Annotated in this window: 21 protein-coding genes; 13 read left to right on the top strand and 8 right to left on the bottom strand. The window is 50.4% G+C overall.

What is annotated here, in order from left to right; all coding sequences use genetic code 11:
- Positions 1 to 5: 5 nt before the first annotated feature.
- Complete coding sequence (gene tdh / locus RAC65_RS18790) at positions 6 to 1,034, bottom strand: L-threonine 3-dehydrogenase (protein ID WP_039342501.1); 1,029 nt, start codon at positions 1,032 to 1,034, stop codon at positions 6 to 8.
- 9 nt (positions 1,035 to 1,043) lie between these two features.
- The gene (locus RAC65_RS18785; RefSeq protein ID WP_375097034.1) at positions 1,044 to 2,240 is read right to left on the bottom strand and encodes a glycine C-acetyltransferase; all 1,197 of its coding nucleotides are present in this window, start codon (positions 2,238 to 2,240) and stop codon (positions 1,044 to 1,046) included.
- Between the two features lie 227 nt (positions 2,241 to 2,467).
- Here RAC65_RS18785 and rfaD point away from each other — a divergent pair, with 227 nt between their 5' ends.
- From rfaD to RAC65_RS18755, 6 genes are read left to right on the top strand one after another with little or no spacing between them, the layout of a single operon-like run.
- Complete coding sequence (gene rfaD / locus RAC65_RS18780) at positions 2,468 to 3,400, top strand: ADP-glyceromanno-heptose 6-epimerase (RefSeq protein WP_033738074.1); 933 nt, start codon at positions 2,468 to 2,470, stop codon at positions 3,398 to 3,400.
- A 16-nt stretch (positions 3,401 to 3,416) separates the two neighbouring features.
- Complete coding sequence (gene rfaF, locus RAC65_RS18775) at positions 3,417 to 4,475, top strand: ADP-heptose--LPS heptosyltransferase RfaF (protein WP_054632876.1); 1,059 nt, start codon at positions 3,417 to 3,419, stop codon at positions 4,473 to 4,475.
- Positions 4,463 to 5,431, top strand: coding sequence for a lipopolysaccharide heptosyltransferase RfaC (rfaC, locus tag RAC65_RS18770; protein WP_054632875.1), 969 nt, complete (start codon positions 4,463 to 4,465; stop codon positions 5,429 to 5,431). The genes rfaF and rfaC overlap by 13 nt, the downstream gene beginning before the upstream one ends.
- A complete protein-coding gene (locus RAC65_RS18765; protein WP_054632874.1) occupies positions 5,428 to 6,597 on the top strand; it encodes a glycosyltransferase in 1,170 nt (389 codons plus the stop codon). The genes rfaC and RAC65_RS18765 overlap by 4 nt, the downstream gene beginning before the upstream one ends.
- A complete protein-coding gene (locus RAC65_RS18760; RefSeq protein ID WP_164482766.1) occupies positions 6,594 to 7,850 on the top strand; it encodes an O-antigen ligase in 1,257 nt (418 codons plus the stop codon). Before RAC65_RS18765 ends, RAC65_RS18760 begins: the two co-directional genes overlap by 4 nt.
- Positions 7,847 to 8,815 carry a glycosyltransferase family 2 protein gene (locus RAC65_RS18755; RefSeq protein ID WP_375097033.1) on the top strand — a complete coding sequence of 323 codons (969 nt, stop codon included), beginning with the start codon at positions 7,847 to 7,849 and terminating at the stop codon, positions 8,813 to 8,815. The genes RAC65_RS18760 and RAC65_RS18755 overlap by 4 nt, the downstream gene beginning before the upstream one ends.
- Before the next feature lie 22 nt (positions 8,816 to 8,837).
- Here RAC65_RS18755 and RAC65_RS18750 read toward each other — a convergent pair whose 3' ends face one another.
- Entirely contained in the window at positions 8,838 to 9,809 is a 972-nt protein-coding gene (locus RAC65_RS18750; protein ID WP_367143542.1) for a polysaccharide deacetylase family protein, read from the bottom strand.
- Positions 9,810 to 10,129: 320 nt separating this feature from the next.
- On the opposite strand from RAC65_RS18750, the gene RAC65_RS18745 reads away from it, so the two are divergent.
- Positions 10,130 to 11,215: a glycosyltransferase gene (locus RAC65_RS18745; protein ID WP_054686806.1), complete on the top strand. Its 1,086-nt coding sequence runs from the start codon at positions 10,130 to 10,132 to the stop codon at positions 11,213 to 11,215.
- Positions 11,216 to 11,317: 102 nt separating this feature from the next.
- Here RAC65_RS18745 and RAC65_RS18740 read toward each other — a convergent pair whose 3' ends face one another.
- A complete protein-coding gene (locus RAC65_RS18740; protein WP_054632869.1) occupies positions 11,318 to 12,400 on the bottom strand; it encodes a glycosyltransferase family 9 protein in 1,083 nt (360 codons plus the stop codon).
- A gap of 164 nt (positions 12,401 to 12,564) precedes the next feature.
- Between RAC65_RS18740 and RAC65_RS18735 the strand changes: the two genes are divergently transcribed.
- The 6 genes from RAC65_RS18735 (at position 12,565) to coaD (ending at position 18,465) form a co-directional block, all read left to right on the top strand.
- Positions 12,565 to 13,566, top strand: coding sequence for a glycosyltransferase (locus tag RAC65_RS18735; protein ID WP_164482765.1), 1,002 nt, complete (start codon positions 12,565 to 12,567; stop codon positions 13,564 to 13,566).
- 73 nt (positions 13,567 to 13,639) lie between these two features.
- Positions 13,640 to 14,716: a putative lipopolysaccharide heptosyltransferase III gene (gene rfaQ, locus RAC65_RS18730; RefSeq protein WP_033738063.1), complete on the top strand. Its 1,077-nt coding sequence runs from the start codon at positions 13,640 to 13,642 to the stop codon at positions 14,714 to 14,716.
- A complete protein-coding gene (locus tag RAC65_RS18725; RefSeq protein WP_058701566.1) occupies positions 14,709 to 15,845 on the top strand; it encodes a glycosyltransferase family 4 protein in 1,137 nt (378 codons plus the stop codon). Before rfaQ ends, RAC65_RS18725 begins: the two co-directional genes overlap by 8 nt.
- Before the next feature lie 90 nt (positions 15,846 to 15,935).
- Positions 15,936 to 17,210 (top strand): lipid IV(A) 3-deoxy-D-manno-octulosonic acid transferase, encoded by a 1,275-nt coding sequence (gene waaA, locus RAC65_RS18720; RefSeq protein ID WP_039342468.1) that lies wholly within the window; start codon positions 15,936 to 15,938, stop codon positions 17,208 to 17,210.
- Entirely contained in the window at positions 17,210 to 17,989 is a 780-nt protein-coding gene (locus tag RAC65_RS18715) for a glycosyltransferase family 2 protein (protein WP_324029425.1), read from the top strand. The genes waaA and RAC65_RS18715 overlap by 1 nt, the downstream gene beginning before the upstream one ends.
- Entirely contained in the window at positions 17,986 to 18,465 is a 480-nt protein-coding gene (gene coaD / locus RAC65_RS18710) for a pantetheine-phosphate adenylyltransferase (RefSeq protein WP_006121252.1), read from the top strand. The genes RAC65_RS18715 and coaD overlap by 4 nt, the downstream gene beginning before the upstream one ends.
- Here coaD and mutM read toward each other — a convergent pair.
- The 4 genes from mutM to radC all read right to left on the bottom strand — a co-directional run bounded on the left by mutM (position 18,462) and on the right by radC (position 20,660).
- Entirely contained in the window at positions 18,462 to 19,271 is an 810-nt protein-coding gene (mutM, locus tag RAC65_RS18705) for a bifunctional DNA-formamidopyrimidine glycosylase/DNA-(apurinic or apyrimidinic site) lyase (protein WP_033738058.1), read from the bottom strand. The two genes, coaD and mutM, sit on opposite strands and share 4 nt — an antisense overlap.
- 69 nt (positions 19,272 to 19,340) lie before the next feature.
- Positions 19,341 to 19,508, bottom strand: a complete 168-nt coding sequence (gene rpmG / locus RAC65_RS18700; protein ID WP_001051798.1) for a 50S ribosomal protein L33 — start codon at positions 19,506 to 19,508, stop codon at positions 19,341 to 19,343.
- Positions 19,509 to 19,528: 20 nt separating this feature from the next.
- On the bottom strand, positions 19,529 to 19,765 hold the full coding sequence (gene rpmB / locus RAC65_RS18695) for a 50S ribosomal protein L28 (RefSeq protein WP_006121249.1): 237 nt from the start codon (positions 19,763 to 19,765) through the stop codon (positions 19,529 to 19,531).
- A gap of 238 nt (positions 19,766 to 20,003) precedes the next feature.
- Positions 20,004 to 20,660 (bottom strand): DNA repair protein RadC, encoded by a 657-nt coding sequence (gene radC / locus RAC65_RS18690; protein ID WP_033738055.1) that lies wholly within the window; start codon positions 20,658 to 20,660, stop codon positions 20,004 to 20,006.
- Positions 20,661 to 20,668: the final 8 nt, after the last annotated feature.

The following is a 20,668-nucleotide window of genomic DNA, read 5'->3' as shown; positions in this document are numbered from 1 at the left end:
CAACATTACGTCCAGCTCAGAATCACCTTTCCTGATTGCCCCGACCGCATATCATCAAAACCTCGCTGAAAGTCATCTATATCGTAGCGATGTGTAATGATCGGGGTGAGATCCAGACCTGACTGTATCAGTGCGGCCATCTTGTACCAGGTTTCAAACATCTCCCGCCCGTAAATGCCCTTAATAAACAGCCCTTTAAAAATCACCTGATTCCAGTCGATGGCCATTTCACCGGGCGGAATGCCCAGTAAGGCAATACGACCGCCGTGATTCATGACGTCAAGCAGGGTCCGAAAAGCAGGCGGTGCGCCCGACATTTCTAAGCCCACGTCAAAGCCCTCTCGCATATCGAGCGTATGCATGACCTCACGCAAGTCCTGTTTCGCCACATTGACCGCACAGATCACGCCCATTTTACGGGCCAGTTCAAGGCGATAATCATTAATGTCTGTGATGACGACATTTCGTGCACCCACATGACGACATACCGCCGCCGCCATGATTCCAATCGGCCCTGCCCCAGAAATCAGAACGTCTTCTCCCACCAGATCGAAGGACAAAGCGGTATGAACTGCGTTGCCAAACGGGTCAAAAATCGACGCCAGTTCGTCTGAAATATTGTCAGGAATTTTGAAGGCATTAAAGGCAGGGATCACCAGATATTCAGCAAAGCATCCCTGCCGGTTGACACCTACACCTTGCGTATTGCGGCATAAATGTGTCCGCCCTGCCCGGCAGTTACGGCAGTGCCCGCAGGTAATGTGACCTTCACCCGAAACGCGATCGCCAATCTGAAACCCTTTCACTTCCTGCCCCACAGCCACCACTTCGCCTACATATTCATGGCCAACAATCATGGGCACGGGGATCGTTTTACGGGACCAGTCGTCCCAGTTGTAAATATGTACATCGGTGCCGCAGATCGCGGTTTTGCGGATTTTGATCAGCAAATCGTTGTGGCCAGGCTCCGGCATGGGCGCATCGTTAACCATCCAGATACCCTGCTCTTTTTTCAGTTTCGCAAGTGCTTTCATGGTCTGTCCTCAGGCGATCACGCCAAGTTGCTTACCAATCCGCGTGAAAGCGGCCACAGCGGTATCGAGCTGCTGCTGGCTGTGCGCGGCTGAAATTTGTGTGCGAATACGTGCCTGACCTTTTGGCACTACCGGATAGAAAAATCCGGTCACATAAATCCCCTCCTGCTGAAGCAGATGTGAAAACGCCTGCGCTACGCTGGCTTCGCCCAGCATGACCGGAATGATGGCGTGATCGGCCCCCGCCAGCGTAAAGCCCGCTGCCGTCATTTTTTCGCGGAACAGGCGTGCGTTTTCCCAGAGGCGCTGACGCAGTCCGTCGCCTTCGCTTAACAGATCCAGAACGCGCAATGAGGCAGCCACGATTGCGGGTGCCAGTGAATTAGAGAACAGATAAGGTCTTGAACGCTGACGTAGCCATTCTATAACCTCGGTTTTGGCTGCCGTATAGCCACCGGAAGCACCCCCCAGCGCCTTACCCAGGGTGCCGGTGATGATGTCTACCCGCCCCATGACATCACAATACTCATGCGTTCCCCGCCCTGCCTTTCCCACAAAACCCACCGCATGGGAATCATCGACCATGACCAGGGCAGAGTATTCGTCTGCCAAATCGCAAATGCCTTTCAGATTGGCAATTACGCCATCCATAGAGAAGACGCCATCGGTTGCAATCATGATGGTCTTTGCGCCGTTATCTTTGGCTTCCTGCAGGCGGGCACGTAACTCGTTCATGTCATTATTGGCGTAACGGTAGCGTTGTGCTTTACACAGACGCACACCATCAATAATCGACGCGTGATTAAGTGCGTCAGAAATGATGGCATCCTCAGCCCCCAGCAGTGTTTCAAATAATCCGCCATTCGCATCGAAGCAGGAGGAGTAAAGTATGGCGTCTTCCATACCCAGAAAATCAGCCAGTTTTCTTTCCAGTTGTTTGTGCTTATCCTGCGTGCCACAGATAAAGCGCACCGATGCCATCCCAAAACCGTGCGAATCCATTCCCTCTTTCGCGGCCTGAATCAAAGCAGGATGGTTAGCCAGCCCAAGGTAATTATTTGCACAGAAATTAATGACAGCGTGATGATGCCCAACGTCGATTTCAGCCTGCTGCGCGGAAGTGATAATACGTTCTTTTTTGAACAGCCCTTCTTGCTGGGCGATAGCCAGTTGCTGACGAATATGCTGATAAAAATGCGCTGACATTATTACACTCCTGAAAAGGTAGGAAGGGGCAAATACGACTGAACATATCGCCTTTTAACGCCTAATCGACCAAAATAATGTGAATTATGTAGCACAGTTCACGTCACAGGCATTTTGGGTCCTGACCTTACGGAGTCATCTGGCTGTCTGTGGCGGGATGAAATGTTATGATGGTGACATTACGCGTGAGACGTCCCGTTTCACCACAAAACGTTAAAGGTAGCAATATGATTATCGTAACCGGTGGCGCAGGTATGATCGGCAGCAATATCGTTAAGACGCTGAACGATCGTGGCCATACAGATATTCTGGTCGTAGATAATCTGAAAGATGGCACCAAGTTCGTGAATCTTGCCGATCTGGACATCACAGATTACATGGATAAAGAAGAGTTCTTAACCTACATCATGTCGGGTGAAGATCTGGGTCCGATTGAAGCGGTGTTCCATGAAGGTGCCTGCTCAGCCACAACGGAGTGGGATGGTAAGTACATGATGGATAATAACTATCAGTACTCAAAAGACCTGCTGCACTTTTGCCTTGAGCGTGAAATCCCCTTTCTGTATGCCTCTTCGGCAGCCACCTATGGTGGACGCAATGAGAATTTCATCGAAGAGCGTCAGTACGAGCAGCCGCTAAACGTTTACGGCTACTCAAAGATGCTGTTTGACCACTATGTACGCCAGATTCTGCCAGAAGCAACGTCGCCAGTCTGTGGTTTCCGTTACTTCAACGTTTACGGACCGCGCGAAGGCCACAAAGGCAGTATGGCGAGCGTTGCCTTCCATCTGAATACGCAGATCAGTAATGACGAAAATCCAAAACTGTTCGAGGGCAGCGACAGCTTTAAACGCGATTTTATTCATGTTGATGATGTTGTGTCAGTCAATCTGTGGTGCTGGGAGAACGGCATTTCCGGGATTTATAACTGCGGCACAGGCCGCGCCGAATCGTTCCAGGAAGTTGCGGACGCCGTGCTTAATTTCCATCAGAAAGGTGAAATTGAATACATTCCTTTCCCGGAAAAACTGAAAGGCCGTTATCAGGCTTATACCCAGGCTGATCTGACGAAACTGCGTGAGGCAGGCTACGACAAGCCTTTTAAAACCGTGGCACAGGGCGTGTCTGAATATATGGCCTGGTTAAACCGCAACGTCTAAGGAACGGATACCGGTAATGAAAATTCTGGTGATCGGCCCGTCGTGGGTCGGCGATATGATGATGTCGCAAAGTCTCTATCGTACGCTCAAGGCCGAACATCCTGATGCGGTGATTGATGTGATGGCACCTGAATGGTGCCGTCCTTTACTTTCCCGAATGCCTGAAGTGAATCAGGCGCTGGCCATGCCACTCGGCCATGGTGCGCTGGCGATAGGCGAGCGCCGCCGTTTGGGTAAATCACTGCGCGATCAGGGTTATGATCGCGCTTACGTGTTGCCCAACTCATTCAAATCGGCATTGGTGCCCTTTTTTGCGGGTATTCCTCGCCGCGTCGGCTGGCGCGGAGAAATGCGCTATGGTCTGTTGAATGATGTGCGGGTACTGGATAAGGCCGCGTTTCCTTTAATGGTAGAGCGTTATGTTGCGCTGGCCTATGACACGCCTTTCCGTTCAGCCCGTCAACTGCCACAACCCTTGCTGAAACCGCAGTTACAGGTCAGCGAAGCGGAAAAAAGCGTAATGGCTGCGCAGTTTCAACTTTCCTCTGAGCGCCCGGCTATTGGCTTTTGCCCCGGCGCCGAATTTGGTCCGGCAAAACGCTGGCCGCATTTTCACTACGCCGCACTGGCAGAACAGTTAATTCGCGAAGGGTTTCAGATCCTGCTGTTCGGTTCAGTAAAAGATGGCCCTACTGGCGAAGAAATCATCGCGTCGCTGCCCGAGAAAAGTCGTGAGCATTGCCGCAATCTGGCAGGTCAAACCCAGCTGGAACAGGCTGTCACTCTGCTGGCCCAGTGCCGGGCGGTAGTGAGCAATGACTCTGGTCTTATGCACATTGCCGCCGCGTTGAACCGCCCACTGGTGGCTTTATATGGTCCCAGTAGCCCGGACTTCACCCCGCCGCTGTCGGATCAGGCGCGTATCATCCGTTTAATCAGCGGTTACCATCGCGTCCGTAAAGGGGATGCTGAGCAGGGCTACCATCAAAGCCTGATTGACATCCAGCCTTCACAAGTCCATGAAACATTACGCAGTTTGTTGCGTGAAGCCCAGGAGAGTTCATGCACGTCCTGATTGTTAAAACCTCGTCAATGGGGGATGTGCTCCATACGTTACCTGCCCTGACTGATGCTATGCATGCCCTTCCCGGTATTCGTTTTGATTGGGTGGTAGAAGAAAATTTTGCCCAGATTCCTGCATGGCATCCCGCCGTTGATAAGGTTCTGCCCGTTGCAATCCGTCGCTGGCGTAAGCACTGGTTCGGCAGCGAGCAGCGTGAAGAACGTGTTCGATTTAAACGCGATTTACAGTCTCGCCACTATGATGTGGTGATTGATGCTCAGGGGCTGATTAAGAGTGCCGCACTCGTGACGCGTCTGGCTAAAGGTGTCAAGCACGGTCTGGACAGCCGCAGTGCGCGTGAACCCTTTGCCAGTTGGTGGTACGACAAAAAGCACGAGGTCAGTAAGCAGCAACACGCAGTAGAGAGGACCCGGGAACTGTTCGCGAAAAGCCTGGGTTATGAGAAGCCGCAAACGCAGGGAGACTATGCTATTGCTGGCCATTTCCGCAATGTGGCATTACAGGGTGAAAACGCTTATCTGGTCTTCCTGCATGCCACGACCCGTGATAACAAGCACTGGCCGGAATCCCACTGGCGCGAGTTAATTGAACGGCTCCAGCCGACAGGTTTGCGCGTAAAACTGCCCTGGGGCGCTGAGCATGAGCATCAGCGTGCGATCCGGCTGGCTGAGGGTTTTGAGCATGTAGAGGTATTGCCCAGGCTCACTCTTGAAGCGGTTGCTCAGCAGCTGGCAGGTGCGAAAGCTGTTGTCTCAGTAGACACAGGTTTGAGCCATATGGCAGCAGCACTGGACAGACCCAATATAACGTTATACGGTCCGACCGATCCCGGCTTGATTGGTGGTTACGGACAAAATCAGCATGTTTTGCGTCCTGCAGAGGGCAGCAAATTGGCAGATATTAGCGCTAAGGACGTGGCAGATATGGTTTTTGAGATTACCGCATGAAGAAACTTCATATCATTAATCTCGGCAAAATGGGTGGCGTTGAGCGTCTTTTCCTACAGTACATCAACGATTTTTCTGACGGGCGTGACGATGTTATTTGCATCAGTAACGAGATCGATGATGACATTCGCCGTCACATCCCTCAACAAAAAATCATCTTCGCCAATCGATGGTTAAATAACCTGAAAATAAAAGTCCCACAATTTCTTCGGAAATATTTGCTACAAAAGCGCGTAGAGTCGAGCGATGCCGATGTAATCGTCGTCTGGGATTTGATTCCGGGATTAAGCGCAAAACCTGAGCGGGCAAGTCTGGTTTATTACGATCATGGCTGCTCATGGCGATATCCCAAAAATAAAAAAACGCTGGGCTTTATGGCCATGCTGGATGGTGTCATTTCTGCTTCTTATGCCTCTAATCGCGTGATGCAGCTTCGTTTTAATCTGCCCTGTCCACATCACGTAGTGATTAACCGCATCATGGTGCCTCAGGGAATCCATTCTGGCATCCGGACGCTAAATAACCCGATCCGTCTCGGCACTGCTGCTCGTCAGGTTAGCCTGAAGGGTATTAGCGTCGCGCTGTTAGCTTTAAAGGAATTACGCCAGCGCGGCCGGAATGTCGTACTGGAAATTGCGGGAAAAGGGCCCGATCATGATGCTTTTGTTGCACTCGCTAAACGTTTAGATATCAGCGAATTCGTTACTTTCAGCGGTTTTCAGCATGACATTGGTGCATTTTTCAATCGTATTGATATTTATCTCAGCACACCTGTCACTGAACCCTTTGGTCTTTCCTGTATGGAAGCACTCTATTTCGGCGTCCCCGTGATATTCCCGATGATCGATGGACAACCTGAAGTGGTCAGGCATCAACAATGTGGCCTGGGGTTGATTCCTTCAGTAACGATTGATGAACATGAAAAATTAACAGGAATTCATGTGGATTTCCCTTATAAGATTTACGATCCTGTGCGGGATGTAATGCAAGACGCCAAACTGGTTTCTCATATTGATTGCGCCGATGCCGTTGACGTTTTATCTCAGCATGAAACCTATCAGCAATACAGTGACACAGCAAAAAACTGGACAGCAGAACATTTTGATTATGCGCTGTTTAAGACAGAATTTAACGATGCTTTAATGGACGTTATAAGAAAAAAATGAAAACTGACCATTTAATTATTAAAAAAGAGGCCTTATCTCGCACTATAAAAATACTTATTTTTATAGGGTGTATCTTTTCCTTTATTACTTCGCCGTTCGGTGGTTCTCTTGGCAGAAATGCGTTTTATCTGACGAGTTATCTCTCTTTTTTATTGGTCGTTTTCAATCTAAAAACTTATCTCGTTAACAAACGTAACCTAATATTACCTGGGGCATTTTTTGCTGTTGGGATTATCAGCATAATCTGGACAGTAATGTATAAACAGCCCGGTGATTTTATTAGTCTTTATAGACAGTACCAGTCGACAGGGCGACTACAGATTGCTGCCGCATTTATTTTACTTGTGACGCTCAATGAAAAAGCAGCCCTGCAAAAAAATACAATCATTGCTGCCATTCTTTGTGGGCTGGTTGTGAACGGCTATGCGATTTACCAGGGCATTGACATGCATATTCATCGTGTAGAGCTGAATTTCGACAGGGCGACGGTTGCCGCCTATATTATTACGGCGGTTAACCTGGTTTTCATTAAAGCGGTCTTACTCTTAAAATCAAGACACAGAGTCCTGCTTTTCCTTGCTGCCTTTACCTTTAGCTATGCTTCGATCGTGCTGACCGGAACGCGGGCCGCGATGCTTGCTTATCCAGTCCTGACCTTGATCATTGTGCTGATGAGTACTCACATCATCAGCCGCCGACATAAAATCATTCTGTTCACGCTGGTCCCTGTGATGATTGCGCTAAGTGCAGCCATCTTCCATAACGTTATTGCTTTGCGCATTCAACAATTTAATGAAGATATTGCGCATAAGCATGAGCAAAAAGGTGAAAACTCGATTATTTCGCGCTTAAGTATGCAAACTGTGGCATTTCGGACAGGCTCAGAAGCCATTTGGGGAGAGTCCGCTGAGCAAAGAGCGGAGGAAGCAAAAGCCATTGTGGCAAAAGAACCCGCACTTTATGGCGCGCTTACTTATCTCACGGTTCACATGCATAACGAAGTAATGGAAACCTTTTCGATTAAAGGCATTCTGGGCGTGCTGGCGCTGATTGGCCTGTATTTCTGTTTATTATATAATGCTCTGCTGCCTTATCGTAATCCAGCGTTGTTGGCCGTGACCATTTCGCTCATAACCTATGGTCTGAGCGACGTCATCTTTTTCAGTACTGAAGGCACATTGATCTATTGCCTGGCTGTCATCATGAGTATCTTACTCATAAAAACATCCGATGGATTACAGGAAACGGAATGAGTCAACACCGGGACTGGCTATTAAGCATCATCATCCCTCTATATAATAGTCAACAATATATTCATTCTTGCCTGACGTCGCTGTTCATTCAGGCAGGTGAGGATATCCAGGTCATCATTATCGATGATGGTTCGACAGATGACTCTGCGCTGCGTGTTAAAGAATTGCTGAGCACAAATCCACCCTGTTCAGTTGAATTTATCCAGCAAACTAATCAGGGCGTTTCTGCGGCCCGCAATGCAGGCCTTCAGGAAGCCAAAGGAAAATTCATTACCTTTCTGGATGCTGATGATTTGCTCAGCAGGAACTATCTCTCAATTATCCGGCCGCTATTGTTAGCCGATGTGGATGACCTGATTGATTTTAATTATGCCCGATTTGAGCACAGTATTCCGGAAGCCACAGATGACGAACTGCCCCAACGCATCGCGTACGATTTTTCAGGTCAGGGGTTGAATTGCCTGAATTCACTCTTTACCCGATCCATGTGGCACCTGTGGAATCGCATTTACAGACGCACTTTGCTGGAAGGTGAGCGCTTTGAAGTAGGGAGACGTTACGAGGACGTGATGTTCACTCCCTTTCAATACCTGAAAACACAAAAAATCGCTCATCTTGAGAACACCCTCTATTACTACCGTGATAACAACCACAGTATTACGCGGAATGTACGCAAGAGTGATATTCAGGATATGCTGTTCGCGATGAACAAAATGTGCACGATGGCGCAGTCAAATAATGAACTGCGCGATCTTGCGGCGGGCATGATCGTTAATTGCTTTAATGAAGTCAAAAGCATGTCGAAAAAAGTTTATGGCTTTTATCATTATGACAATCAGACTAAACACGCAATCAAGTCTGCGGCACGTATTTGCAAGGGCAGTTGCAAAACAAAAAAACACATGCAAATGCGCTACCCGGAAGTCGACACGTTTTTTTCATGGCTTCGCTACAAAAGCCAATAGCGGGCCTTTAACGTTCCCCCGGTCATGACACCGGGGAATGTTTTTTCTTTAGGGCGTATTCAGTCAGCGTCATGCCCTGAGTGCGTACCTGAAGCCAGCTAAACAGCTGTTCCAAATCATCATACAGACGGTCTATATCAGCGTGGTTTTTGAAGGTCGGGCTCCCGTCTGGCATAAATTCAGACGAATGCAGCATGAACTCAACATAATCATTACCCTGCGCCAGGGTTTGTTCAACCACCTGTTTCATTTGTGCCAGATTTCCACCCACGGGCCTCAACCAGTTTACCCTTGCTCCTCTTGATTTACCCCGAACATTATCCCAGGCTTTTTTTAGCGTATTTTTCAATGCGCCATGCCGGTACTGAATGCTCATCGGTAATTCTAATAAGGTCGAGTCGCCAGGTTTCGAAATGTCGTTGATATCGACATAATAAGCCTGGTCAGGGAAACCACTGTAATCGGTACCGCCCGTTCCCTGAGGTGCCCCCAACGAATTGCGCCAGTCAACACGTGGTGTGACGGAGCAGTCCACCAGATAACCATGCTCAATTAGTGCGCGTGCGTATATTTCATTAAAGGCCCAGCGACCGGCCCGATGACTGCGCATTTTTGTCTCAAAGGCGGTCTCAAGCAAATCCGTCATACGGGCGACTTTATCCCGCAGGATGTTTTCAGGATATTCAATCAGGTAAGGTTTATAACGCCAGTCATCTTCAGTCAGCGCATAATTAGGAGGACTATACCAGGCGTGCAGATGCATACCGATTTCACCCTGACCCCGTGAAAGAAGGTCACGCCCGAATTCAACATAAGCCGGATCGCTAACCATTTCATAGTTGGTAAGCCAGGTAGGTTTGAACGCGTATTTTTCGCACAGAGACTGAAAACGTGGCAAAAACCGAACATTGTGCGTAGTGACATTGCCACTGCGATTGCGCCAGATATTATCGCCTTCAGTATCCAGGGTGATTAAAAACGCGGGTTTGTCCATAACTTATCCAACAAGCGGTAGAGATCATCCTGCTATGTTACGCAGGGCAACCGACGCAAGCAAAACTATAATTGTCCACAGCACGATCTTTATCCGTGGTCATCCGCTAAGTGATATCCTAGAATAATGCGTTTAATCAGGATGTCTTCATCGTAAAAATACGGTAGAAGTATGGCGATGTTTTCTTGATATTCAGTGAGATACCTCAGAACAGTCCGGTCCGTTTTTTGGTATCCCTTTTATGACGGGAAATGTCAGCGTTGAGATCATGCATAAATTGTCGGCGTTGATGAGGTGGTAAGTTGTCCAAGCGTATTTTGATGATAATTGATGGGTTACCCGGCGGCGGCGCTGAAAAAGTGGTGCTGACGCTGGCTCAGGGTATGATCAATGAAGGACATCGCGTATCGCTTTTTTCACTGCGGGACGTTTGCGATTATGCCCTTCCGGCAGGGCTTGATTATCAGGTCATTCGCGACACATGTCGTCGCCCCTGGCGGAAGCTCACAGAAACAGCTCGCCGTGCCACTCTGCTGGACAATGCCGTCCGACTCAGCGAGGCCCGGGAGGGCAAATTTGATTTAGTGCTCTCACATCTTCATAAAACTGACCGCATTGTAAGCGCTTCGCGTGCACTTAACGCCCTTAAGACCTGGTACTGCATCCACGGCGTCTTTTCAGCCTCTTATCTGGCGCGCAAATCCGGCTTTTCGTTGTGGCTTAAACGTCAGAAAATCCGTCACGTCTATCGTAATCGCCAGGTGATAGCCGTTTCTCAGTATGCGCTTGATGATCTAATTACACGCGTTGGCGTGAAACCTTCCCGGACCGGTGTGATTTTCAATCCTTTTGATTTTGATGAAATCAGACAACGCGCATCAGAACCGTGCCCACTCGCAGGCACTGAATTTCTTCTACATATCGGGCGCTTTCATGAAACTAAACGCCACGACCGTTTGCTGGATGCTTATGCGCAAAGTGGGATTCACGCACCTTTAGTTCTACTGGGTCAAGGCAACGAAGGGGCAAAAGAAAAGTTATATCGTCTGGCTCAACAATTGGGTATTTCAGACCGCGTACAATTTGCAGGCTTTCAGTCGAATCCTTATCCCTGGCTACAGCATGCGCGAATGCTGATTTTGAGTTCGGACAGTGAAGGATTTGGCAATGTGCTGATTGAAGCCATGAGCTGTGGAACGCCGGTGGTCAGCACGCGATGCCCCGGTGGACCTGCAAGTATTTTAACCGGCGATTTAGCACGCGGTCTTTCTGAAATGAATGCCGCCTCGCTGGCTGAAAAAATGCGTGACATCTACGCTAATCCGCCCGATTTGAACCAGGTGGACTTAAGCATCTATAGTCTTTCCACGATTTGTCACCAATATCTGCAGTTAGCGGAGACCTGAACCCTCGCGCTCGCCGTTACTTAATTTTTTTGCTCGTTAGCCGTTCTGTCATCGCCTTAACAGATGACAGGAACGGCATGTTCGAGAGGGGCTATGTCTTATTCAGGACGTCTGAAAAAAAACAGGCGACTCACAGAAGGTTGACTGCCTGTATTCTCCTTTTTGCGAGATCCCCTCGAGTTCTCGCCAGGCGTGGATAACGTATTCCGGGGTGAAATCATTGCTTTCACCAGAAGGTGACTGCAAAATTTTGTATTCACCTGACCACGGATGCCAGCCAAGGGCATCCGTATCACCAAAAAACACGACCTGTTTTTTGTGCAAACCCGCTGCGATATGCATTTGACCGCCGTCACTACACAAAATCTGATCACAGCAATGAAAACCCGCCATCAGATCACGCACTGACCCTGTAGGATAGGCTGCTATTCGTGAAGAATTAACTAACTGTAGGAGCTTTTCAGCACGCGCGTTATCTCCCATATCCTCAGGCCCCAGCGCACCCTGAGGTGACCAAAACAGTAATACGCGAGCCTTTTCATCCTTTAAGAGGTGATGGATAAACGCAGCATAATTATCTATTGCCCAGCGGCGCTTTGCACAGCGACTGCTGATATGCACGCCATAAGTCTGGCCCTCAACGGGAAACAACGCATGTACACGCGATTCTGCCTCCTCCCGCTCTGACTTTGTCAGATAAACTCTTACGGGGGGAACGTCGGGTAAATGAGCGGTTAACGATGAGAGGTAAGAGTAGGTGTGTTCAACCTGATGATTTCCAGAAAAATCTGCGCTACTGAAACTTCGGGTAAACCCTTGATTAGGCTGGCCCGCGCCAATGATATTTGTTGCTCCCGCTAAACGTGCGAGACGCAGGCTGTACCTGCAGGGCACCGGATTGGCCAGCACTACCGCATCAAAACGAGTCTGACGCAACATCCAGAAAATTTTCAAACGATGCCAGTAGACACCCATTGCGCTCTCGTTTTTACTACGGTGTTTGGCTTTTTTATAGACATGTAGCGAATCAATGTGGGGATTATTCAGCACCACATCCTGCGCGACTTTGTTAACCAATAATGTCAGTTTTGCCTCGGGAAAAACCTTTTTAATACCTTCCAGCAGCGGGGTGGTACACACCATATCCCCGATGTTATCGCGCCTGATGACGAGAATATTTTTCATACTGTGCCCAGGTTAAAACAGTCATAGCCGGGCTTTTGATCACCCGCACGCAAAAGTTGCATAAAAAATAATTTCTGCTACTCGTTTATTTGACCCTAAATGCACAAAAAGTTCTGAATGCTTTCGTAATAATGCGGGCAAAGTTCCGCCTAGATTTCACTAAAATGCATAATGCCGTGATACAGAATTCGCCTTTATTGTCCATTATCACGCCGATGTTTAATGCTGGTGCCGGTTTTGAAAGCTTTATCCAGTCTTTACTGGCGCAGACGCTCACATCACTTGAAATCATCATCGTTGATGATGGTTCCACCGATGACTCCGGTAAACAGGCTGACAACTACGCGCAACGCTATCCTCACATTCGGGTCATTCACCAACCAAACGGTGGCGTATCCCGTGCGCGCAATGCTGGCCTGGCAGTGGCTCGCGGCAAGTACGTGACCTTTCCTGATGCTGATGACACCATGAAGCCCGACATGTACCAGACGCTGACAGATATGGCAGAAGCGGATAATCTGGATGTAGCGCAATGTAACGCTGAATGGTTTTTTCCGGCCGACAATGCGATTCAACCGCTAATACCGCTGGAGCGCCTTTCTGGCACGACAGTTCTCAGCGGCCCAGAGTGGCTTAACAAGGCGCTGAAAACACATCGCTATAAGCATGTTGTCTGGCTGGGCATTTATCGCCGTGAACTGATTGAAAAAACAAAACTGGCGTTCGAACCCGGACTACACCATCAGGACATTCCGTGGACGACAGAACTTATGCTCAATGTGCAGCGCGTGCGCTACACCGACAGACAACTGTACCGTTATCATACGCATGACGCTTCAATCAGTAACCGCAAGCGCACCGGACAGGCCAATGTCGAATATCAGCGCCATTACCTGAAAATTGCCAGAATGCTGGAAGAGATTAATGCGCGCTACCGCGATAAAGTTAAAATATACCCGACGTTCCATTATCAGGTAACGCACGAAGCCCTGAGCGTTTGTCACAGTATTCGACGTGAGCCCGATGAGGCTGCGCGTCAGGCGATGATTGCAGATGTGTTCGCGACCGGGACGCACAAACGTATGTTGCGCAATGCACGTGGTATTAAGCAGTGGTATCACCTGCTGCTGTGGCTGGGACGGATTTATTACTGGCGCAGGAAATAAGCGCCGTCACTTGCTTTAACCCCTAAAGGGTTTGCCCTACAATCAGCTCACTGAATTTTGAGAGCATTTGAGTATGACAAGCCCGATTCCAGTCCAGTTTGCACCGAAAAAAATACTGATAATCAAACTGCGTCATCATGGCGACATGCTGCTGACCACGCCTGTCATCAATGCTTTGCATCGGCATTACCCACAGGCCGTGATTGATGTTCTGCTCTATAAAGAAACCCGTCCTATGCTGGAAGCACATCCTGCCATCCGCCATCTGCATGTCATTGACCGCGGCTGGAAAAAGGAAGGTGGCTGGCAAAAATTCCGCCATGAAATGGCGCTGGTCGCTGCCGTCCGCAACTGTCAGTATGACCTGGTCATTAACCTTGCCGATCAGTGGCGCAGCGCCATTATCACCGGTTTATCTGGTGCACCAGTACGTATTGGCTTTGCCTTCACAAAACGTGACAAGGCCATCTGGCGCTGGTGCCACACGCATTTGGTTACCACTGAAAATCATGAGCAATTACACACAGTGGAACAAAATCTGTCCGCACTTTCTCCATTGACTATTCCAGCGGAAGGCATCGGTGCCTCAATGCATTTCAGCCCCGACGATGCGCAAAAAGTGCAGGACAAGCTCCGTCAGCAGCAGGTTGCCGGGGGCTATATTGTTTTACAGCCCACTTCACGCTGGCAGTTTAAATGTTGGGAAGAGGACAAGGTCGCGGCCACCATCGATCAGTTAGCCCAAGCCGATCGCAAAGTGATACTGACGGCAGGCCCCGATGCAAATGAACGGGAGATGGTCGAACGTATTCTGGCACAATGCCATTCCCCTCACGTTATCTCGTTTGCGGGTCAACTCTCTTTACCTCAGTTGGCGGCGCTTATCGCGGGCGCGCAACTCTTTATCGGTGTCGACTCCGCGCCCATGCATATGGCGGCGGCGCTGGATACACCCTGCATCGCCCTTTTCGGACCGACCAAGCTGCAGCACTGGCGTCCGTGGGGAGATAACAATCGGGTGATCTGGGCGGGCGACTATGGATCTCTGCCCCATCCGGATTCTATTGATACCCGGACCGATCAGCGTTATTTATCGGCCATCCCGGTTGAGGATGTCGTGAATGCCGCAAGGAGCTATCTGAATGCGTAAGTTACGTCTGGCCATTGTCCGGCAAAAATATCGTCCTGATGGCGGCGCAGAACGGTTTATCTCACGCGCGCTGGAAGCGCTGGGAAGTGAGCAACTGGATCTCAATATCATTACCCGCAGCTGGCAGGGCAAACCCAACCCAGACTGGCATCTGCACATCTGTAATCCAGGCAAACTGGGGCGGGTTTCACGCGAGCGAGGATTTGCACAGGCTGCGCGGGCCTGCTGGGAGCGGGAGAAGTTTGATATCGTACAAAGCCATGAGCGCATCGCAGGCTGTGATATTTTTCGGGCCGGCGATGGCGTTCACCGTGTCTGGCTTGAGCAACGTGCCCGCATTGTATCACCACTACAGCGCCTGAGTGCCAGCCTGAGTCCTTACCATCGTTACGTTTTGCGGGCGGAAGCGGACATGTTCCAGTCTCCCTCACTGAAAGCGGTGATCTGCAATTCTGAGATGGTAAAACAAGACATTTTGCGCTGTTTTACGCTGCAGGCAGACAAAATACACGTTATCTACAATGCGATTGATGCCACGCGCTTTCAGCCTGCGACCGAGGCCACGCGCCATGCCATGCGGACCCAACTGAATCTGCCCACCAACGCGACAGTGCTGATTTACGTGGGATCGGGTTTTGAACGCAAAGGCCTGAAAGCGGCCATTGAAGCGCTGGCCAACAGTCATCGTTATCTGATTGTGGTAGGCCAGGACAAACAGGTAAAACGTTATCAGCAGTTGGCTAATCAACTGAACTGCCTTGACCGCTTGCGTTTTGTCGGCGTGCAGCAGGACGTACAGCCTTTCTATCATGCTGCCGATGGTTTGCTGCTGCCGACCTTATATGATCCCTTCCCCAACGTCGTACTGGAGGCGATGGCCTGTGGTTTACCGGTCATTACCAGCACCGGCTGTGGCGGCGCTGAGTTTATTCGCGAAGGCCAGGAAGGATTTGTTCGCGATGCGCTGGATATTAAAGGCCTGAACCAGGCGATAAACGCCCTGTCGAGTCTGACCGTCGACGCGCGAATGGGAGAAGCGGCGCGGCGCAGGGTTGAGCCATACAGCCCACAGCACCTGGCGCATTCCCTTACCTCCCTCTATGAGCAGGTGCTGCGTACCCAATCATGATGTGAGATGAGTGATCATGCTGTTTCTGATAATATGCAGTAATCTGACTTTAAACTGCTTTTTTGACGCCAACGTGTCATAACGGTAACTATGACGACCATTTACACCGCATTGCTCTATTTCATTCAGCCACTCATCTGGCTGCGCCTGTGGCTGCGCGGTCGTAAAGCCCCGGCCTATCGCAAACGCTGGGCAGAGCGTTATGGCTACTGCGCCGGAAAAGTGAAGCCGGACGGCATTGTCCTGCATTCGGTTTCTGTGGGGGAAACGCTGGCGGCGGTGCCGTTGGTACGCGCGCTGCGTCATCGCTATCCTACCCTGCCCATTACCGTGACCACCATGACGCCAACCGGTTCGGAGCGCGCGCAGTCCGCTTTTGGCAAAGATGTACACCATGTCTATTTGCCTTACGACTTACCCGGCGCCATTAATCGTTTTCTTGATACGGTGAATCCACGTTTGGTCATCATTATGGAAACGGAGCTGTGGCCTAATATCATCCGTATTCTGCATCAGCGCCATATTCCGCTGGTGATCGCCAATGCTCGCCTGTCAGAACGCTCAGCCAAAGGCTATCGCAAGCTGGGCAAGTTTATGCGCAATCTCCTGCAGAGCATCACGCTGATCGCTGCGCAAAATGCCGAGGATGGTGAGCGTTTTATCCAGCTTGGGCTGAAACGCTCTCACCTGTCGATCACCGGCAGCCTGAAATTCGATATTTCAGTTACTCCCGAGCTGGCGGCACGCGCCGTCACGCTGCGTCGCCAATGGGCTCCGCGCCGTCCGGTCTGGATCGCGACCAGTACACATGAAGGTGAAGAAGCGATTCTGTTGGATACGCATCGCCGTTTACTGGAGACCTTTCCCGATCTGCTTCTGATTTTGGTACCACGCCATCCTGAGCGCTTCAACGATGCGCGCGAACTTACTCAAAAACGTCACTTCAGCTTTACCTTACGCAGTAGCGGAGAGATCCCCTCCAGTTCAACACAGGTTGTCATTGGTGACTCAATGGGCGAACTGATGCTGCTCTACGGTATAGCCGACCTGGCTTTCGTAGGAGGCAGCCTGGTTGAGCGTGGCGGTCATAATCCGCTGGAACCGGCAGCCCATGCTATCCCGGTACTGATGGGCCCGCATACCTGGAACTTCAAAGATATTTGCAGCAAACTGCAGGAGGCACAGGGATTGATCACTGTGACTGACGCGGCGTCGCTGGAAAAAGAAGTGACGAATTTGCTACAGGATGACGACTATCGTCGTTATTACGGTCGCCACGCCGTCGAGGTGCTGCACCAAAATCAGGGTGCGCTGCAGCGCCTGCTACAGTTACTTGAACCTCATTTACCGCCACGGGCTCATTGATGACCGCTACGCGCCAACGCCTTTCAGTGGTGATGATTGCCAAAAATGAAGCCGCCTTGCTGCCTGACTGTCTTGCGTCAGTCAGCTGGGCCGATGAAATTATCGTGCTGGATTCCGGAAGTACCGATGACACCTTCTCGCTGGCTCAACAGGCCGGCGCACAGGTTTTTCAGGCAACGGAATGGCAGGGTTATGGAAAACAACGCCAGAGGGCGCAAAGTTTTGCCAGTGGCGATATGATTTTGATGATCGATGCCGACGAGCGCGTGACGCCAGAATTGCGTCAGGCGATTGAACAGGTTCTGGAAGCGCCGCCGGGGCCAACCGTTTACAGCCTCAGTCGTAGCAACCTGTTCCTGGGCCGTTTTATGCGTCACAGCGGCTGGTATCCTGACAGAGTGATGCGTCTGTATCCTCGTACACTGGGTTATAACGATAATCAGGTCCATGAGTCACTCAAGACCGAAGGTGCGCCCGTTAAGGTACTGAAAGGGGATTTACAGCATCTGACCTGCCGTGACCTGATGGTTTTCCAGCGAAAACAACTGGCTTATGCTGAAGCCTGGGCGCAGGAAAGATTCCAGCATGGAAAAACGTGCAGCCTGTTTTCTGTCTTCAGTCATACAGCGGGTGCCTTTGTAAAAACGCTGCTGCTGCGTGCCGGATTCCTTGATGGCAAACAGGGCTGGCTACTGGCAGTCGTTAATGCCCAGTACACATTCAATAAATATGCAGCGCTTTGGGCGCTAAATAAGACTTCGGCGGAAGGGCGCACATGACGACAAAAGCGATTTATCCTGGCACCTTCGATCCCATTACCCTGGGCCATATTGATATCGTCACTCGTGCAGCACAGATGTTTGATCGGCTTGTTGTGGCGATTGCCGCCAGCCCGAGTAAAAAACCGCTGTTTACGCTGGACGAAAGAGTGGCGCTGGCGCAACAGGCCACTGCACATCTGCCCAATGTCGACGTGGTCGGTTTTAGCGATCTGATGGCAAACTTCGCCCGGGCGCAGCAGGCAAATGTGCTGGTTCGTGGATTACGTGCCGTGTCCGATTTTGAATATGAAATGCAGCTCGCGCGTATGAACCGACACCTGTTGCCAACGCTGGAAAGCGTATTTTTAATGCCTTCAGAAGGCTTTTCTTTTATCTCATCGTCACTGGTCAAAGAAGTGGCGCGGCATGGTGGCGATGTCTCTGCCTTCCTGTCCGCACCTGTCCATCAGGCCTTACTCGCAAAGCTGCCTTAATGCTGGCAGTTGGGGCACCAGTAGGTGCTGCGCTGCCCGTGCTTCCCACTCACAATCGGCGTGCCGCATGCCCTGCAGGGTTCGCCAGCCCGGCCGTAAACCTGTAACTCCTGAGCAAAATAGCCTGGCTTGCCATCGCTTTGTAAAAAGTCACGCAATGTCGTTCCACCCTGCTCGATAGAGCGGAGCAGTACCGCTTTAATAGTGTTAGCCAAAAACGCCGCTTCATCGTGAGACAAGCTCATCGCTGCTCGATCAGGCAGGATCCCTGCTGTAAACAGTGACTCGCTCGCATAAATATTGCCCACGCCCACCACGACTTTATTGTCCATCAACCACTGCTTGATCACCGTTCGCTTACCGCGGGATTTTTCAAACAAATAGTCGCCACTGAATATTTCACTCAGTGGTTCTGGACCTAAATGGGCAAGTACGCTGCTTCCGTCCAGATCGCTGCTCCACAACCAGGCACCAAAACGTCGGGGATCGGTGTAGCGCAGGACCTTCCCGTTGCTCATCACCAGGTCAACATGATCGTGTTTGGCGGCAGGCAATTCTTCGGGCAGAACGCGCAGACTGCCAGACATACCAAGATGGATAATGATCCAGCCGTGTGGCAGCTCAAGCAAAAGGTATTTAGCGCGCCGCTGAACACTCAGTACTGGCTGATCGCTTAATGCGAGGATTTCATTGGATACCGGCCAACGCAAGCGTGCGTTGCGAACGACGGCGTGAAGAATTGTTTGACCAACCAGATGTGGCTCAATGCCGCGTCGGCTGGTTTCTACCTCTGGCAACTCTGGCATAACCTCTCCCCTGCGCATTACACAAACAAAAAACCCGGCCGGAGCCGGGTTTTTAGCAGAACACCAAAATTATTTAATTTTGGCTTCTTTGTAGATCACATGCTGACGTACAACCGGATCGAACTTTTTCAGTTCAAGTTTTTCTGGTTTAGTACGTTTGTTCTTCGTGGTGGTATAGAAGTGACCTGTACCAGCAGAGGAAACCAGCTTGATCTTCTCACGAATACCTTTAGCCATGATTCAGTTCCTTAGTACTCTTAGTACTTCTCACCACGGGCACGCATGTCGGCTAACACCGTATCAATGCCCTTTTTATCAATAATACGCATACCTTTTACAGATACACGCAGAGTAACGAAGCGCTTCTCGCTCTCAACCCAAAAACGGTGTGAGTGCAGGTTCGGAAGGAAACGGCGTTTCGTCGCGTTCATTGCGTGGGAACGGTTGTTACCGGTTACCGGACGCTTTCCAGTTACCTGGCAGACTCGTGACATGTCTATTCTCCAAAAATCAAATCAGCTCGAGCTTTAAAAATTAGGTTTTGGCCGCCTCGTCAGGCTTGCAGCCCGCCAGGCGAGTTCCATGGAACCCGCTAAGCTGGCCTAACCGCCAAACCCGAGATTCTCAAAGGTGGCGTAGTATACGCCGCTCGGCCCAAGTGCTCAAGTCCCGAACAGATAAAGATCCCGAATGATCGTGTAAAAAGCCGCCACCTGGACCAGATTTTCAGGCTCAGAGCCATCCGCGTTCGACAAATGAGACAGATTGACCGTGTCCAATCACCAGATGATCAAGCAACCGGATATTCAATAAGCGACAAGCTTCGCAGATTTTTAGTGTAATGTCGCGGTCAGCCTGGCTGGGTTCAGCAATTCCTGACGGATGGTTATGCGCCACGATGAGCGCAGCCGCGTTGATTTTCAGGGCTTCACGCACAATTTCACGAGGATGGACTTCGACGCTGTTGATGGATCCGGAAAACATTTCTCTGGCCATTAATACCCGATGTTGATTATCCAAAAACAGCACGACAAACACCTCACGCTCCTGCCTGGCCAATAATGTCTGCAGGTACTGACGCGTCGCTGCGGGACTGTCAATTGTGCTCTCACGCGCCAGCTGGCTGGCGAAAAACCGTTTGGCCAGTTCTGCCACTGCGCGCATCTGAATCAACTTGATTTCGCCAGCGCCTTTAATGCCCTTAAAGTCTGCAGCCGTCGCATTAACGATATTATAAAGCGACCCCAGCTCCTGCAGCATCTGCTGCGCCAGCATCATGACAGGAACGCCTTTTGAACCTGTTCGTAAGAAAATCGCTAACAGCTCTACGTCACTTAACGCATCCGCACCCCATTGCTGAAGTTTTTCTCGTGGTGGCAAATTTTTCATTGCTGCTC

The sequence above is a fragment of the Pantoea sp. BS_8 genome, assembly GCF_041954965.1.
Lineage (GTDB): Bacteria > Pseudomonadota > Gammaproteobacteria > Enterobacterales > Enterobacteriaceae > Pantoea > Pantoea stewartii.
The sequence above is the reverse complement of the archived record's forward strand: the minus strand, read 5'-3'. Positions and strand labels throughout refer to the sequence as shown.